12 protein-coding genes are annotated in these 15,805 nt (G+C 44.1%); 5 read left to right on the plus strand and 7 right to left on the minus strand.

What is annotated here, in order from left to right; genetic code table 11:
* Positions 1–49 precede the first annotated feature (49 nt).
* Positions 50–478: a hypothetical protein gene (locus tag L5M37_RS12935; protein WP_219250647.1), complete on the plus strand. Its 429-nt coding sequence runs from the start codon at positions 50–52 to the stop codon at positions 476–478.
* Complete coding sequence (locus L5M37_RS12940) at positions 465–1,568, plus strand: phosphoribosylaminoimidazolesuccinocarboxamide synthase (protein ID WP_263200700.1); 1,104 nt, start codon at positions 465–467, stop codon at positions 1,566–1,568. The genes L5M37_RS12935 and L5M37_RS12940 overlap by 14 nt, the downstream gene beginning before the upstream one ends.
* A gap of 347 nt (positions 1,569–1,915) precedes the next feature.
* Here L5M37_RS12940 and L5M37_RS12945 read toward each other — a convergent pair whose 3' ends face one another.
* The 5 genes from L5M37_RS12945 to L5M37_RS12965 form a co-directional block, all read right to left on the minus strand.
* Positions 1,916–3,754, minus strand: a complete 1,839-nt coding sequence (locus tag L5M37_RS12945; RefSeq protein ID WP_263200703.1) for a deoxycytidylate deaminase — start codon at positions 3,752–3,754, stop codon at positions 1,916–1,918.
* 643 nt (positions 3,755–4,397) lie between these two features.
* Positions 4,398–4,976, minus strand: coding sequence for a porin family protein (locus L5M37_RS12950; RefSeq protein ID WP_263200705.1), 579 nt, complete (start codon positions 4,974–4,976; stop codon positions 4,398–4,400).
* A 615-nt stretch (positions 4,977–5,591) separates the two neighbouring features.
* Complete coding sequence (locus L5M37_RS12955) at positions 5,592–6,443, minus strand: class I SAM-dependent DNA methyltransferase (protein ID WP_263200708.1); 852 nt, start codon at positions 6,441–6,443, stop codon at positions 5,592–5,594.
* A gap of 140 nt (positions 6,444–6,583) precedes the next feature.
* Positions 6,584–7,360, minus strand: a complete 777-nt coding sequence (locus L5M37_RS12960; protein WP_263200710.1) for an EAL domain-containing protein — start codon at positions 7,358–7,360, stop codon at positions 6,584–6,586.
* Positions 7,361–7,564: 204 nt separating this feature from the next.
* Positions 7,565–8,278: an oxidative stress defense protein gene (locus L5M37_RS12965; RefSeq protein ID WP_263200712.1), complete on the minus strand. Its 714-nt coding sequence runs from the start codon at positions 8,276–8,278 to the stop codon at positions 7,565–7,567.
* Between the two features lie 417 nt (positions 8,279–8,695).
* Here L5M37_RS12965 and rimO point away from each other — a divergent pair, with 417 nt between their 5' ends.
* Positions 8,696–10,114 carry a 30S ribosomal protein S12 methylthiotransferase RimO gene (rimO, locus tag L5M37_RS12970; RefSeq protein WP_198573078.1) on the plus strand — a complete coding sequence of 473 codons (1,419 nt, stop codon included), beginning with the start codon at positions 8,696–8,698 and terminating at the stop codon, positions 10,112–10,114.
* Positions 10,115–10,327: 213 nt separating this feature from the next.
* On the opposite strand, the gene fumC is transcribed toward rimO, so the two are convergent.
* Entirely contained in the window at positions 10,328–11,731 is a 1,404-nt protein-coding gene (gene fumC, locus L5M37_RS12975; protein WP_263172894.1) for a class II fumarate hydratase, read from the minus strand.
* A gap of 208 nt (positions 11,732–11,939) precedes the next feature.
* Positions 11,940–12,164 carry a ribosome alternative rescue factor ArfA gene (locus L5M37_RS12980; protein ID WP_131523432.1) on the minus strand — a complete coding sequence of 75 codons (225 nt, stop codon included), beginning with the start codon at positions 12,162–12,164 and terminating at the stop codon, positions 11,940–11,942.
* Between the two features lie 266 nt (positions 12,165–12,430).
* Here L5M37_RS12980 and L5M37_RS12985 point away from each other — a divergent pair, with 266 nt between their 5' ends.
* A complete protein-coding gene (locus tag L5M37_RS12985) occupies positions 12,431–13,279 on the plus strand; it encodes a substrate-binding periplasmic protein (protein ID WP_317630095.1) in 849 nt (282 codons plus the stop codon).
* A 268-nt stretch (positions 13,280–13,547) separates the two neighbouring features.
* On the plus strand, positions 13,548–15,674 hold the full coding sequence (locus L5M37_RS12990; RefSeq protein ID WP_263200714.1) for a TonB-dependent receptor: 2,127 nt from the start codon (positions 13,548–13,550) through the stop codon (positions 15,672–15,674).
* Positions 15,675–15,805 lie beyond the last annotated feature (131 nt).

Raw genomic sequence — 15,805 nt, forward strand, 5'->3', positions numbered from 1 at the left:
AAGCCACAGAACTATGTAAAGAGCAGTGTAAAGGGCTGTGTAAAGAGCGATGCAAATAGCCGTGGCAAATTTTGTCAAAAAAGGTAGAATGTCGCCACTTTTTCGCGGCAGTCTAGAACAAGGTTCTCTCGGATTAATGGTTAGCATTTTCGAGCAAAATGGCACGGGCCCAGCCCGCTTTCGCAGACCACTTTCACTGTGGTGCCAACCTTGCCCTGCGTTTGTTCCCTCCCTTGCATTATCTCCACCCAACACAATTCAAACACCGCCCGAAAATACCCCTTTTGCTGTTCAAGATTTAACATCAAATCCCGCAAACTGGCTGAGCGCTTTACGCCCTAAGCCAAGCGCGAATAATAAAGCGGTTGCAATAAATCTGGCTGTTGCTAACGCCATAGTCCATCTGCAAACCGACACTTATAAAAACCTTATCCCTACACTCTCTATCCTAAGGAATACTCGTCATGAGTCTTGCTGATTCCGTATTAGCCGTGAATAACGATTTGCCAATCCGCACCGACAGCCCAGTCCACAGCGGCAAGGTTCGCAGCGTTTACTGGCTAACCGATGCCGACAGCCGCCGTTTAATCAAAACCAAGGGTTATAACGTCCCCGAAGATACCCCGCTCGCCATCATGGTGATCAGCGACCGTATCTCGGCCTTCGACTGTATCTTCCACGGTGAAGGTGGCCTCAAAGGCATTCCCGGTAAAGGCGCGGCATTAAACGCGATTTCTAACCACTGGTTTAAACTGTTCGCCGAAAACGGCCTAGCCGACAGCCATATTTTGGATATCCCGCACCCGTTCGTATGGATAGTCCAAAAAGCCCGCCCCATTAAAGTCGAAGCCATTTGCCGCCAGTACATCACAGGCTCAATGTGGCGCGCTTACTCTAAGGGCGAGCGAGTATTCTGTGGCATCACACTGCCTGAAGGCTTAGAGAAAGATCAAAAGCTCCCTGAGCTGTTAATCACCCCATCGACTAAGGGTATTTTAACCGGCATCCCAGGCGTGCCAGCCCAAGATGACGTGAACATCAGCCGCTGCGATATCCAAGCCAACTACCAAGCCTTTGGCTTTGAAAAGTTAGAAGATATCGACCTGTATGAGAAGCTGTTAAAAGATGGCTTTAAAGTGATTTCAAAAGCACTGGCCGACATTGACCAAGTGTTTGTCGACACTAAATTTGAGTTCGGTTATGTGACCGATAAAAATGGCAATTCAAAACTGATTTACATGGATGAAGTCGGCACTCCAGACTCATCACGTATTTGGGACGGCGCCGCCTACCGCGATGGCAAGATTTTAGAAAACTCTAAAGAGGGTTTCCGCCAATTCCTGCTAAATCATTTCCCCGATCCTGATGTGCTGCTCAACAAAGACAGAATGCCAGAGCGTGAAGCACTCGCCCGCGACAATGACCTCCCACTTGAGGCCATGATGCAAGTGTCACGCACTTACACCGGCGTTGCCGAGAAAGTGACTGGCGCGGCGATTCCGCTGCCAGCGAATCCTAAGGCAGATATCATTAAGATCCTCAAAGATGAGTATGATCTGATTGTGTAATAGTGAGTTGTAAGCAAATCTGAGGTTTTGGGTGGTTTACCCATAGCTGAATAGTAGAAAAGGCGCTTAGGCGCCTTTTTGTTTAAGTCATTCACAAACTTAACCAATACATCGCTGATGATTAAGCACTGTCATTCCAGTGACACGCCATGAACTCATCCATGAGGGCTCAACGACGGCATCCATGCCGTCAACGGTCACTTATATGCCAATGCTTAATTCAACCAACTCTTCAGCAATCTGTATGCCTTTTTACAAGCATACACTTTGCAAATTTAACAATGGGTGGCTAGTTAAACACCAAAGAACTAAATTTAAGACCCCAAAATAGAATATAAGTTTCTTTATTACTTTTCACTACTAATCGTTAGTTGTAATTTCATAATTGTTTCTTTTAGATTTTCATTCTCTGAAGTAAGGATTTCAGCCTCTGTCTTGAGTCTGCGAATTGTTATATCCTTTTTATCAACCCCACCTTTTATGTCCAGTAAGACTTCAAGTTCATCTTTATATGGCATGATAGGTTGATATAATTGATAAAAAGCTCTTCCTAAAGCTCCTCTAAATAATTCAAGCTTAGGAGGATGAGCACCACAAAAAATAATATGAGGAGTTGCAATCCCTGGATATGGGTCTATAAATACAACTTTAGAAATTCCTAATTGATAAGCTTTCTTAGCACAGAGCTCACATGGGCTAGCAGTTGTAAATAAAATACCTCCTTTAACTCCTTGCCCGCCATTCTTAGATATCTGTAAAAAAGCATTTTCTTCCGCATGTAAAGAACGTGTGTGTACTTGATTTTTCTTCTGTTCAACTTGATTCTGAAGGTCTTTAAAACAAAAAGATAGATTACGTCCATCGAGATGACTATATCTACGAATTAAGTTAAATTTTTCATGAAGAACATCTCTAAATTCAATATTATTCTTTTCATATTTACTATAAGCGGCCTCATCGAATCCATTTAATAAATCCTCAGCACTTCTCAACAAGCATGGAACCTGACCTTCTGCCGTATTATTCCACCCAACGGCTTTAACTGAATATCTTTCATCGGTAACAACAGCACCAACTTGACGAGAAATACATCCCGAGTTCTGCTTGACACTATATGCTATCTGCATACAGCTTTCTGTTGATGTTGGCATGACTAAACCAGGATGTAGCATTAAAGCCACATACCAAGCCAACTGAGCCCTTAACTCACTATGCCCAAATTGGTTTTCACGAGGATTATTTATGTGTATATCCGCAAGCTCAATACACTTTTGAATATTCTGAGAAATATATTTATTGTAACCAGACAACTTTTCAGGATACTCTTTACTGTCCAACTCTTTAATTTGACTTGATGTAAACTTATGACTTTCCATTAAATATTTCAAACGATTATCGTTATCAGTATTTACTGACATAAGATAAAATCCAGAATACCTATCTCTAAGATAAACGGCTTCATATGGATTACGAATAGCGTCAACGACTATATTACATGGTTTAGCATCCATACTACATACATATCGAGCTGATTTTATTATCCTATTTATCATAGTTGGGAAAGAAAAGATGAAGTTTTGATTAAACTCCTTAATGTTAGCTGTTCCTGAAGACCTAATATTATCTCCTACGACTTGATATATTTTAGTATATCCACCAGATTGTATCCCTAACAATCTAGATTTCAATTCATTCGAAAAATCTGGCAACCATTTAAAAAACATATCATAACATTCTAATTTACCTGCATTTAAGCTCTCAACTGTATTTACATCCTTCTCAAAATACGAATTAACTCTATCACTAGACTTAATGTATTCAATTTTGAAGTCAGCAAGATGCTCAGAAACCAAACTTAATTCAACATTTAAAATATCACTAACCAACATACAGAATGACGAGAAATTCAACCTTAATATATAACTCGTTATAATTGTTCTAACTTGAAGCCATTCAAATGGCTTTCTGTTCTTTTCAATATATTTCTTTATAATCCTATATTTCCTCTGCTCATTACCGACAAAATGAGACTGTCCAGGATCGGGTAGATCTAAGCTTTCAGCAGATAGAATTTTGGCAGAAGTTGAACAACCTGAACCAGTTCTGCCAGTCAAACCAATAATGAGAAAGTCACTAATTTCCTCAAAAATTTTGTCTATTGCTAATGACTCTTTTTTTCTTGTCATATTTATCCCATATTCAATTTATTAAAAACATTTTTAATAACTGGCTGAAATTAACTTATCAAGAACATTAGAGACTACTGATTAGTTTTTCATCCCTGAATGGCGCACTCTAATTTTGATTCATTCTAGTACACCAAGCATTTCCTAAATGCTTATACATTATCTTATGCTGAATAGAGCATTCAATATACTATGTCGCATTTTCAATCAAAAAAGTAAAAATAAAATTTAAGCGGCAAAGATGGGACATGCATAACGCTCTTGGAATCACGGCCAACACCGCGGCGTCAGAAGTTCACCATCCCCTCGGAGTTGCCGCAGGGCATTAGCGTTAGTTGCGTGATCGAGGCATGGATGCCGAGATAGCGTCAGTCGAATCAGGGACGAGCGTCTGACGCGATAGCATAAGGACACTAATTGCCCAAGGGGCTTTCAACTCCGTTAGGGAGCGGCAAGGGAGATCCAAGAGGGAATTGCTGTTGATCCCCTCTTGGTCGGGTGTGGGGTGAAACCCCACAACCTTGATTTTTACTTTGCTTTAAAAAACTATGAGAGACATATTAACCATATAAAAAAGGTGTGACACTTAGCGTGTCACACCTAGATAATTAATTCTTAAATTATAAATATCAACAACAAATAATTAGAAGCGATATTCAACACCGATACTGGCTTGATTAAAGTCTGTATCCGTTTTTCCGCCATTGGCGACGCTATCGACATTAATATCTGCATCATACCAAGTGTACTCAGCATTAATTAAAAATCGATCTGTGACTTTAAATGCCACACCGGCGCCGGCGAATACACCTTCGCCATCGTCATTGCCAGAAAAACCGACGACGTCATAATCTGTCGAATACCATAACTGACCACCTTTAGCATATAGCTCAACTCGGTCTGCAATGGGAAGCATGACTTTAAGGGCTGCCGTGTAACCATCGGTTTCGGCATTTGCTAAACCATTACCATAATCACCAAAGTTAATGTAACTACCTTCAAGAGCAAGGTATTTATTGAACTTATAACCAACAAGACCCTGCATTACATCACTATTATCATCAAAATCATCATCGCCATCGACTTTTAAATAACCGTAGTTAGCGCCGACATAGATTCCGTTTTCTGCGGCATCACTGTTGCTCATGTTATTAGCATGAGAATATGTACTAAAAGAGGCTAAAGAAATAATGGCAGCTAAAGTAAGAATGGGATTTTTCATAAAGTACTCCTAGTTAATTATTTAAATACACTAAGGACATTACAAAAATAATGCCAACCTCGCAAAACCACACTCAGAACAATACACAATTAAAACAATAACCTTACTTATCAATACCATAGATTTATTTTAATATTTTAAATTCGAGTTAACTATTTTTATAAAACACATGAAACTTTTTTCATACTTACACTAAAGCAGTGCTAATTTTGTATTAATGTATTTATTGCCTGTGAAATTGTAACTATTTCATAGGCAACAAAATAAACACACAAAATAATTACATTTAATTAATTCCATTATCATTTCTATTGTGCGAATAATGTATTAAAGCAAGTTTATTAAAGCAAGCTTTAACGGGAATACTGTGCCGCAGCGTTATAAACAAGAGTTATGGATGACGAACTGATTGTTAAACATGGACGTTATTTGGCAAGGAATATCCAAAAGGGAAACGGTACTTTCCCCTTTTGGTCGACTCTTGATGAAAAATTAAGAGTGAAGCCTACAACTTTAATTTGGCTTTACATAAAAACAGACTGAAAGAGAAGCGAGATTTAACGAGTAACACTGACATTATGAGCAGACCTTCTGTTACCAAACTTCAACAGAAGGTCAAATCTTCACGCAAACAAACAGCGCATTACCTGATGCTAAATCCCACGGGACAATTCTTTCATAATCGTGTTCGAAAACATGCACTTCAAAATAGGGCGCTAACAATTCCTGCAGCTCAGTGAAGCTGGTAGCGACCATAGCATGTTGATCTTGCCATTGCTCAATACTGTGGACTTCTTGTAAGCCCACTTCTTGCAAACCTGCGGCGTGTAACCCAGCTTCCAGCGAGCCTAAGCCTTTCATATCAGAGACAGGTAAAGGCGAGACCTCAGCAAACGGCTGACTGCTTTTGGCAATACTCAACTTTAATGACTGTTTCTCACCTTGTCCGCTGTAATGCCAACCAGATTCAAAGGCGAAATGGTTGCCCTCAAACTCGGCAAAATGCTTAATCGAGCTTGTGTTATCGATTCTGTGCTTATCAACCGTATTAAAACAAAACAGCCCACCATCATTAAGTGCGCTATGCACACTGGCGATACAGCTTTTAAGGCGTTCGATGCAAGCACTGTAATGGATGGAGTATAAAAAACAGGTAATCAAATCGACGCGCTCTTCTAAATAAAACGCCGTCATATCTTGGAGGTTAAACTGAGCTTCAGGGCAACGACGCATGGCCATGTCTAGCATAGGCTGATTGATATCTAGGCCACTGCACTGATAACCAAGGTCGATAAAATGCCGCACATGCGGACCGGTGCCACAGGCTAAATCAAGATGTTGCTTACCATTATTACCGAGGAACTGATGCAGACGATGGATACTCGCGCTCTGTTGATGGTAGTTTATATCGGAACACATTAAATCGTAATAACCGGATAAATCGGTATAGAGCGCGTTGGAAGACATAGTAGCGAATAGGTAACAAGGGCAATTTTAGGTGGCGCATGATATATCAGTTAGCCGATATCAGAAACAACGAATTATCCATCGAGTCTTAGCACGTGTTATCACTCTAATCGTGCAACGATATCAATCCACCTAACCATTTACTTTGGGGCGTGAAAGCTCAGCTCTTCATAGGAACTTAAATATTCGAGTTGTGGTTTGGCAAAATAATACCCCTGAAAATACTCAATCCCTATTCCAGCGAGATAATTAAGTTCGGCTTCAGTCTCAATGCCTTCGGCCAAAACTCTTGTATTAAGCTCTAAACAAATACGCAGTATTTCATCCACGGCTAACTGCTTTTCTCTATCAAGATCGATATCACGGATCAAGGTCATATCAAGTTTTAATACTTGAGGGCGCAGGGCTTCGAGCCAGCTTAAATCAGCAAAACCACTGCCAAAATCATCGATTGCCGTGATAAAACCACGCTTAGCATAGCTCTCGAAGATACGGACTAATTTTGCCCGATCGACAATTTGCTCGCCCTCAGTCACTTCGAACATAATTTTGTGAATATCAAACCCATACATGTCGGCGGCTTCAATCGTCGCGCGGATACAGGTCTCAGGGTTATATACGGCATTAGGTAAAAAGTTGATACTGAGCATCTTATCGAGTCCCAGCTTTGAAGCGGTTTCTATCGCTTTAACACGGCAAGCCTGATCAAAATAGTATTTATTATTTTCATTAATCCGCTCAAACACCCACGCAGCCCCTTCACCATCAGGGCCTCTAACCAGGGCTTCATAACCGCTAATCTCACTACTAGGCCAATGGATAATAGGTTGAAATGCCATTCGAATTTCAAATCCTAATGACTTACCACTTAAGCAATCCATGCAAGTTTGTTGCTTTATTCGAGCGGGAAAATCCATAAACGGCCTCCTAAACATTAACCTTACTAGTGTGAGGATAAATACTTAAATTTGCCAGTTTTTACTGTTCATCATCCTAATAAAATCCATCACATATAGAGTGAAGAATGCTATTTCCAAAAATATAAAACGATTGTAAACGGCATAAAAAAATGGATGAATCCCAATAGGAGCTTCATCCATCACCATAGGCCTCAGACTGATTTACTTCAGTCTATAAATCACTTCAACTCTATCTTCTATGCTCACTTGACCATATTGATAACTCTCGGCGGCGCCCATGCCATCGGCTTTAGCGCTCATGCGTAACATGACAGGTTGCACAGGGCGTTGATCGTAATAACGGATCTGCCAGATCTTACCGAGATTTTCACCAAAGCCTTTAGCCAAAGATTCGGCTTTTTGTTTGGCATCCACAATCGCAGCTTGACGTGCTTTGGCGACGTATTCAGCTTCTTTACTCGACTTAAGGGCGATGTTATTCACCCGATTCATACCCTCTTCTAAGGCAGAATCTAAGATTGCATTCAAGCGGCTTAAGTCTGTTACCGTCACAGTAATTTGGCGACTGGCAGTATAACCCGTCAGCTCAGGAGCCTTATCCTGCACATAGACGTATTGCGGTTGAAGATTTAAATTCGCGCTCTGGATCTGGTCTTTAGTCACACCCGCGGCGGTGAGACGGGCGATAAACTTAGCCACGGCGGCATCGGAATTATCTTTGGCGGCTTTAGCGGTTTTTTCGGTCACGGCCACTTCCACATTCACATCCGCCATATCGGGCTCAACTTGGATTTGACTCACCCCCATGGTTTCAATATGCGGGAAATCGACCTCAGCGGCGAGTACCGCTGGCGCCATAAACACGCTAGAAAAAAGACCACCCGCCACCAATACCGCTAAAAGAGAATTTTTCATAACTTACTCCAAAATAATGTGCTTATACCTAAACCACTTCAAATAGAACGCATATTCAAAACGAGACGGCTAAAACGACTGTGTCGCTTATTTAGCGCTTAGGCTATCAGTAAAAAGTGCCAATACTTGTGCCAATATGTAACAGCATCAAGAAATTGTCTCTTGCCCCTATAAACGCGGCCAATTTTAAAAAGGGTTAATTTTTCTGAAAATTTTTTAGCGCTTTTTATCCAGATGAGTTCGACCATGGATCTTTGGCTTATCTTCCTATATCCACACCCAGAATAGGCCTTAGGGTTAACTGGCATATTCAGCGCCCCAGTTGTACACTTTTCAGCCAAAGCTACTGTACCTTTTAATCACTTCAGGTATAATCCGCCAACTTTTTTAAGGCGGCTTATACCTCAGCGAGAAACCATGACAGTTGAAACTTTTAAACCCAAGCAAACGACCACGCTTGATATCCCAGTCAAAACATTAGAAGCAGCAAGCACTAATGCTGTTACCACTGGGAATCGCATCGGTTTCGTGTCTTTGGGCTGCCCAAAAAACCTCGTGGATTCAGAGCGTATTCTGACTCAGTTACGCATCGACGGCTACGAAGTCACGAACAGCTACGACAATGCCGACTTAGTTATCGTCAATACCTGCGGCTTTATCGATGCTGCGGTGGAAGAATCTCTGGATGCTGTGCGTGAAGCCTTAGAAGAAAACGGCAAAGTGATCGTCACTGGCTGCCTTGGCGCTAAAGAAAACCAAATCCGCGAAGTGCACCCAGATGTGTTAGAAATCACTGGCCCACACAGCTACGAAGCGGTGTTGAAGCATGTTCACAAGTACGTGCCTAAGCCAGAGCACAACCCTTTCACCTCATTAATCCCACAAACTGGGGTTAAGTTAACGCCTAAGCATTACGCTTATTTAAAGATTTCAGAAGGTTGCGACAACCGTTGTACTTTCTGCATCATCCCTTCGCTACGTGGCGATCTCGACAGCCGCCCAGCGGGCAGCATCTTAGATGAAGCTAAGCGTTTAGTGGAATCAGGCGTACAAGAAATTCTAGTTGTGAGCCAAGACACCTCGGCCTACGGCAAAGACAAAGGCGGTCGTACCGATTTTTGGAACGGTATGCCAGTCAAGCAAGACATTACTAGCCTAGCGCGCCAACTGGGTAAAATGGGCGCTTGGGTGCGTCTGCATTATATCTATCCCTACCCATGGGTTGACGATTTGATCCCCTTGATGGCCGAAGGTTTGATTCTGCCGTATTTGGATATTCCAATGCAGCATGCAAGCCCGCGCATCCTCAAGATGATGAAGCGTCCAGGCCGTGTTGACCGTCAGTTAGAAGCGATTCAACGCTGGCGTGAAATCTGCCCAGATCTGGTGATCCGCTCAACCTTCATCGTCGGCTTCCCAGGTGAAACCGAAGAGGATTTCCAAATCCTGCTCGATTTCTTGAAAGAAGCTCGTCTCGACCGCGTAGGTTGCTTTAAGTATTCTGAAGTCGATGGCGCTGTCGCCAACACTATCGCCGAGCTTATCAGCGAAGAAGTGAAAGAAGACAGATACCACAGATTTATGGAACTCCAAGCCGAGATCAGCGCCGAGCGTTTGGCCCGTTTCGTTGGCCGTACTTTAGATATTCTGATTGACGATGTCGACGAAGAAGGCGCCATTGGCCGCAGCTTCGCCGATGCACCAGAAATCGACGGCATGGTGTTTATCAATGGTGAAACTGAACTTGAGCCAGGTATGTTGGTTCGTGCCCGCATCACCCATTCAGACGAACACGATCTGTGGGCTGAAGTGGTAGACGCTGACACCCAAGACTAAGCTGTTCTGATACAGGCTATTACTCAAAAGCGAACCTCTGGTTCGCTTTTTGTTTTTTATCATTCGATGCACCGTAAACATTAACACTGCGAATGCTTCAGCATCCTTACTCCACTGTTTCTTCACACTGTCTTGGCCCACGATATTGATTCATTGCCAGCCTCAATTTCGCTGATTTATCAGCAGCTAGGATGAGACGTTTTGAATTAAGCATTAAGCATCGGGTCCCAACATCTTATTGGCATCGACCCAAAGCTCGAACTCTTCTGCAGTCACAAACTCAAGTTCTAATGCCGCTTGGCGCAGTGTCTTATGCTCACTATGGGCTTTTTTAGCTATCTTAGCGGCCTTTTCATAACCGATATGTTGATTTAGCGCTGTCACTAACATAAGTGAGTTCTCCACATGCTGCGCGATTTGTGGCTCATTCGCCACTATGCCGACTACGCAATGGTCATTAAACGACTGGCAAGCATCCCCCAATAAGCGCCCCGATTGCAGCACATTGGCGATAATCATCGGCTTAAACACATTGAGCTCAAACTGACCATTGCTGCCGCCAATCCCAACGGCGACATCATTACCCATGATTTGCGCGCACACCATAGTCATGGCCTCGACCTGAGTCGGGTTGACTTTTCCCGGCATGATCGACGAACCGGGTTCATTTTCAGGCAGTAATAACTCACCAATGCCGCAGCGCGGGCCAGAACCTAACATCCTAATATCATTTGCGATCTTCATTAAACTAACCGCCGCCACTTTATAGGCCGCCGATAGGGCGACTAATTCATCGTGGGCAGCAAGGGCAGCAAACTTATTCGGCGCCGTCACAAAGGGCAAACCCGTGAGTTTTGCAATATTGTCCGCCACCTTAACGGCGTAATCCTTGTGTGTATTCAGCCCAGTGCCGACGGCGGTCGCACCTAAAGCTAACTCGGCCACCCGCTTGAGACTGTGCTCAATGCCTTCGATGGCATGACTTAACTGCGCGGCGTAACCCGAAAACTCTTGGCCTAACGTTAACGGTGTTGCATCCATAAAATGTGTGCGACCGATTTTGACTAGGTGCACAAACTCATCGGCCTTATCCTGCAAGCTCTGCTGCAATAACCTCATGCAGGGCAAAACGAGCTCAACCGCTTGGCGATAGGCGGCAATGTGCATGGCGGTGGGGAAAGTATCGTTGGAGGATTGCGAGCGGTTAACATCATCATTGGGGTGCAAACATTTAACCGTATCGGAGAGTTGCCCGCCCGAGAGCACATGGCCGCGATAGGCAATCACCTCATTGACGTTCATATTGGTTTGCGTGCCCGAGCCCGTTTGCCAAATCACTAAAGGAAATTGCGCATCGAGTTCGCCTGCAATCAGCTCATCGCACACTTGGGCAATCAGTTGAGCTTTATCTTGGTGCAAGACGCCAAGCTGTTGATTGGTAATAGCGGCGGCTTTCTTTAAATAGCCAAAAGCGTAGATCACTTCGACAGGCATAGATGCCTCAGCACCAATACGAAAGTGCTGCCGCGAACGCTCGGTTTGTGCGCCCCAATAACAATCGGCGGCGACTTTAACCTCACCCATAGTGTCGTGTTCAACTCGATATTGCTGTGCCATGTGCATCTCCTTCGCTAAAACGCTCTAAGCGTTCACCATACTCGCTCAGGGCGAAAGTACAATTAACCTCCAACAAGGAGTATCAATAATAAGGCTGATTTAAGCGTAAAGATTGGCGTAAAGGCAGGTGGAGGAGCATGAATTGGCAGGATTAACGAGGCACTAACACAGCAGACTAAAACAGCGAACTAAAACAGTAAAAAGCAGATTAACAAAAGCGCAGACCTAGAAAGTCAAAAGGGGCATCGCCCTTGTGCTGATGCCCCTTTCGGTTTTGTGCTTTACGGTCATATGACCCTTTGCCCTTTTTCGCTTTCTCGGTGCGGGTCCTAAACAAGGGACTCGTCACTAACGCTTTGAGTGCGTTGTCGGTAATGGTGCCTCGACCACTTTCGTGTTCTAAGGGCATATTTTGCGGTTTTTGCTTCGTCATTTTATGCCTCACTGCTTAATGAAAGTTAAGCCCATAGCCTAACAGCGCAAACTATAACGCAATCAAATCAGATGTACAGAGTTTGTGCACTCCAACATAAAAAATGGCTTTTACTAGTAGGAAAGTATGATAGATTATTCAAACATAAATAATATATTAGCTTAATAATCAATAAGATTTTATTAATAGGTTTAGTGAGTGGACTTTGCCATAACCTTTATTGGCACTCAGGTTACACTTTGTAATCGACAGATAAGGAGATCAATTTGACATCCGTGTTAGTCGCTCAACCTTGGCTCGGCGCACTGTTTTTACTGATAATGCTTCAAACCCCGCTTGCCAACGCTTTTTCCAGTTCAGACTCCTGCGTGATGACTATGGGGTATCGCACCAGCGAACGCTTACCCTTTATTGGCGACGAGTCCAATAACACGGGATTTTATCACGAACTCTATCAAGCGGCGGCGGACAAGATTGGCTGCAAACTCAATGTAGTGCGCGCACCTAAATTACGTATTCTGCGGGATCTCAAACTCGGCAATATTGATTTTTATCCCGGCCTTAATTTCACCGAAGAGCGGGCTCAATACGCGCATTTTATCCCCAATGGACTTTCACAACGTGCGATTGGCATTAGCCGTGCTGGCGCCGCCGATATTCGCTCCATTGAGCAGTTAGCCCATAATGAGATGACCCTCTTAATCGCCCCCGGCAGTTACGACTTTGACGGCCTGCCCGACAAAATACAAGTACGTAAACCGCCTGAACTCAATGTGTCTAAAACCTTGGGTTATTTGCTTTCAAACCAAGGGGGTTTTTTCATCTACGATCAAACCACACTGCATTATTACCTTAACGATCGCGACCCCACTCAGTTCAAACTCCACTACGACTGCTGCCAATCTGCGCAGGAAATGTACCTCGGCTTCTCGAAAAAAAGCCGTCACTACCGCGGTAGGCACAACCCGAATTATCGCGCCGATAACCCCATCAGCCCAGACAATAGCCCCACAGTGTTAGCGCCTGATTCTAAAGCTTTCCAGTTTGCCAAAGCACTCGCCGCCATGGATTCCCAAGGCGAAACTCAGCGACTGTATAGCAAGTATTTTGGTTAGCTCAAATCTTATAAAGTCACCCCACCTCTAACGGCCGATAAAGCAGGTTCCATTGATACGCTTATCGATGATTGATGAGCACAATATTTAAAGAGTCAAAGAAAATCATGGTCTAAGTGATTAACGTGCGAGGAATTTACCTTCTGCTCAAGCTCAATTCTGTTTTTAACCCGCTTTGTTGCCCTCTGCGACAATATGCCGCACCTGCCACTCATAGATGCTCTTTATAATGCAGCGCAATTAATCCAAGTGAATGGAAGACAATAAGATGGCTGCAAATTCTGCGTATTTATCTCACCCGTTTAAAACTTCAGTAATTTCCTCATCCCTCGCAATCGCCATGGGCTTATCGCTAGCACCGCAGGCAATGGCCGATGACAGCGAGTTAGCCAATATTGAACGCTTAGAAGTCCACGGCCAACAGACCGAAAACCGCAACACGTTAGGTTCGGCTGAAAACCTGCTGAAAGGACAAGGAGTAGATTTCTCCGAAGCGGGTGGCGTATCAGCTCTGCCTATTCTCAATGGCATGATGGGCGATCGCATCAAAGTGTTAGTTGATGGTGCGGACATTACCGCTTCCTGCGCCAACCAAATGAATCCACCGCTGTCCTATATTTCCGCCAATCAAGTCACCACAGCCGAAGTGATTGCGGGTGTATCGCCAGTCAGCGCGGGTGGCGACAATATCGCGGGTGTGATCAAAGTCAGCAGCCTTAATCCTAAATTTGGCGAAAGCGATAGCATCAAGTGGAATAGCGGCGATATCTCAACGGGATACCGCAGCGTGAGCGACACCTTGCTACTGGGCACCAATGCCACAGTTGCCAGCAAAAATATCAGCCTAAGCTATCAAGGCGCCTATGAAGATGCCAACAGCTATAAAGATGGCAATGGCGATAAAGTCATCGATACCCTGTACCGCGCACAAAACCATGCACTGACCGCCGCATGGCGCGATGAGACTCAAGAAGTTGCCATCAAATTGACCCACCAAAATATTCCATTCCAAGGTTTTGCTAACCAATACATGGATATGACGGATAACAAGAGTTACGGTGCCCTCGCCCGTTATCAACTCAAACTCGACGATGACGGTGAATTCAGTGCCCAAGTAAACTGGCACGGCGTGAAACACGAGATGGGCTTTTTCACTCCAGAAAAAACCGGCAAGATGCCAATGAACACTGAAGGTGATGACTACAGCTATCAACTACACTGGCGCTTGCCAATGGGTGATGACAGCACCTTACTGGTCGGCCAAGAATACTATAGCTACCGGCTCGACGATGTTTGGCCTGCGGTGCCTGGCACTATGATGGCGCCCAATGACTACATCAACATCAACGATGGCCAGCGAAAACGTGCCGCCGTTTATGGCGAATGGCAGCAAGATTTAAGTCAAAGCTGGTGGTTATCGGCGGGTGTTCGCTTTGAGTATGTCACCACCAATACCGGTGAAGTCCAAGCTTATAGCAACATGCCTATGATGGGCATGCCCAATGTCGACGCCGAAGCGGCAAAAGCCTTTAATGCGATGGACAGAAAACGTGATGATAATCTGATCGATGCCACCTTACTGGCGCGCTATCAATTATCGACCAATCAACAACTTGAGTTTGGTTTAGCCCGCAAGAATCGTGCACCTAATCTGTACGAACGTTATAGCTGGGGCCGCGGCACTATGGCGACCACTATGATAGGTTGGTATGGTGATGGTAATGGTTATGTGGGTAATCCGGATCTTAAACCAGAAACCGCCCATACCCTGAGCGCAGCCTACAAATATAACGATGATAGCTGGCAAGTCTCGACCACAGCTTGGTACACAGCTGTGACTGACTATGTCGATGCCGAAGTCATTGGTAGCTTCAATCGCACTAGTTCGCCTGATGGCAAACGCAATATTCTCCAATTCACTAACTTAGATGCCAATCTCTATGGCGCACGTTTTAATGCGCTCTATCAGTTTGCCGAAACCAGCACAGGTAAATGGCAAGTGTTAGGCAAAGTGAATGTAACCCGTGGCGAGCGAGATGAAGGTGATGAACCTTTATATCAAATCAAGCCGTTGCAAACAGAGCTGGCACTGCAACATCAGTTAGGTCAATGGGAAAACAGTCTTTCATGGCAATGGGTTGCGACCAAAGATCGCGTAGATGACCGCCGCCTTGAAAATGAAACAGACAGCTACTCCTTGCTCAATTTGAACAGCAGTATGAAGTGGCAGGATCTGACTGTTACCTTCGCCGTGAATAATCTGTTCGACAGCTACTATGAGCTGCCACTGGGCGGCGTGAGTGTGGCTGAATTTAAGGCCGATAATACCAATGGCTTTAACCAGATTGCCGGTGCAGGTCGCTCGTTTGAACTCAGCGCAAGCTATGCATTTTAACGACTGATTTTAAAGGCACTGTTTTTAACAACATAGTTTTTAACCACATGGTTTTTAACGGCACGGCTTTTTAGGTCGAACAGATCTAATCCGAACGTTAAACAAAAAGGGCAAGCAGATTAAGTGATTAA

The organism is Shewanella sp. SM69 (assembly GCF_025653985.1).
GTDB classification, from domain to species: Bacteria; Pseudomonadota; Gammaproteobacteria; order Enterobacterales; family Shewanellaceae; genus Shewanella; species Shewanella oncorhynchi.

Coding starts and splice junctions, on each gene's coding strand:
- L5M37_RS12960 (WP_263200710.1), bottom strand. CDS start 7,360: ATGGATTTTCCCGCTCGAATAAAGCAACAAACTTGCATGGATTGCTTA.
- L5M37_RS12950 (WP_263200705.1), bottom strand. CDS start 4,976: ATGAAAAATCCCATTCTTACTTTAGCTGCCATTATTTCTTTAGCCTCT.
- L5M37_RS12980 (WP_131523432.1), bottom strand. CDS start 12,164: ATGACGAAGCAAAAACCGCAAAATATGCCCTTAGAACACGAAAGTGGT.
- L5M37_RS12955 (WP_263200708.1), bottom strand. CDS start 6,443: ATGTCTTCCAACGCGCTCTATACCGATTTATCCGGTTATTACGATTTA.
- L5M37_RS12940 (WP_263200700.1), top strand. CDS start 465: ATGAGTCTTGCTGATTCCGTATTAGCCGTGAATAACGATTTGCCAATC.
- L5M37_RS12945 (WP_263200703.1), bottom strand. CDS start 3,754: ATGACAAGAAAAAAAGAGTCATTAGCAATAGACAAAATTTTTGAGGAA.
- rimO (WP_198573078.1), top strand. CDS start 8,696: ATGACAGTTGAAACTTTTAAACCCAAGCAAACGACCACGCTTGATATC.
- fumC (WP_263172894.1), bottom strand. CDS start 11,731: ATGGCACAGCAATATCGAGTTGAACACGACACTATGGGTGAGGTTAAA.
- L5M37_RS12990 (WP_263200714.1), top strand. CDS start 13,548: ATGGCTGCAAATTCTGCGTATTTATCTCACCCGTTTAAAACTTCAGTA.
- L5M37_RS12965 (WP_263200712.1), bottom strand. CDS start 8,278: ATGAAAAATTCTCTTTTAGCGGTATTGGTGGCGGGTGGTCTTTTTTCT.
- L5M37_RS12935 (WP_219250647.1), top strand. CDS start 50: ATGCAAATAGCCGTGGCAAATTTTGTCAAAAAAGGTAGAATGTCGCCA.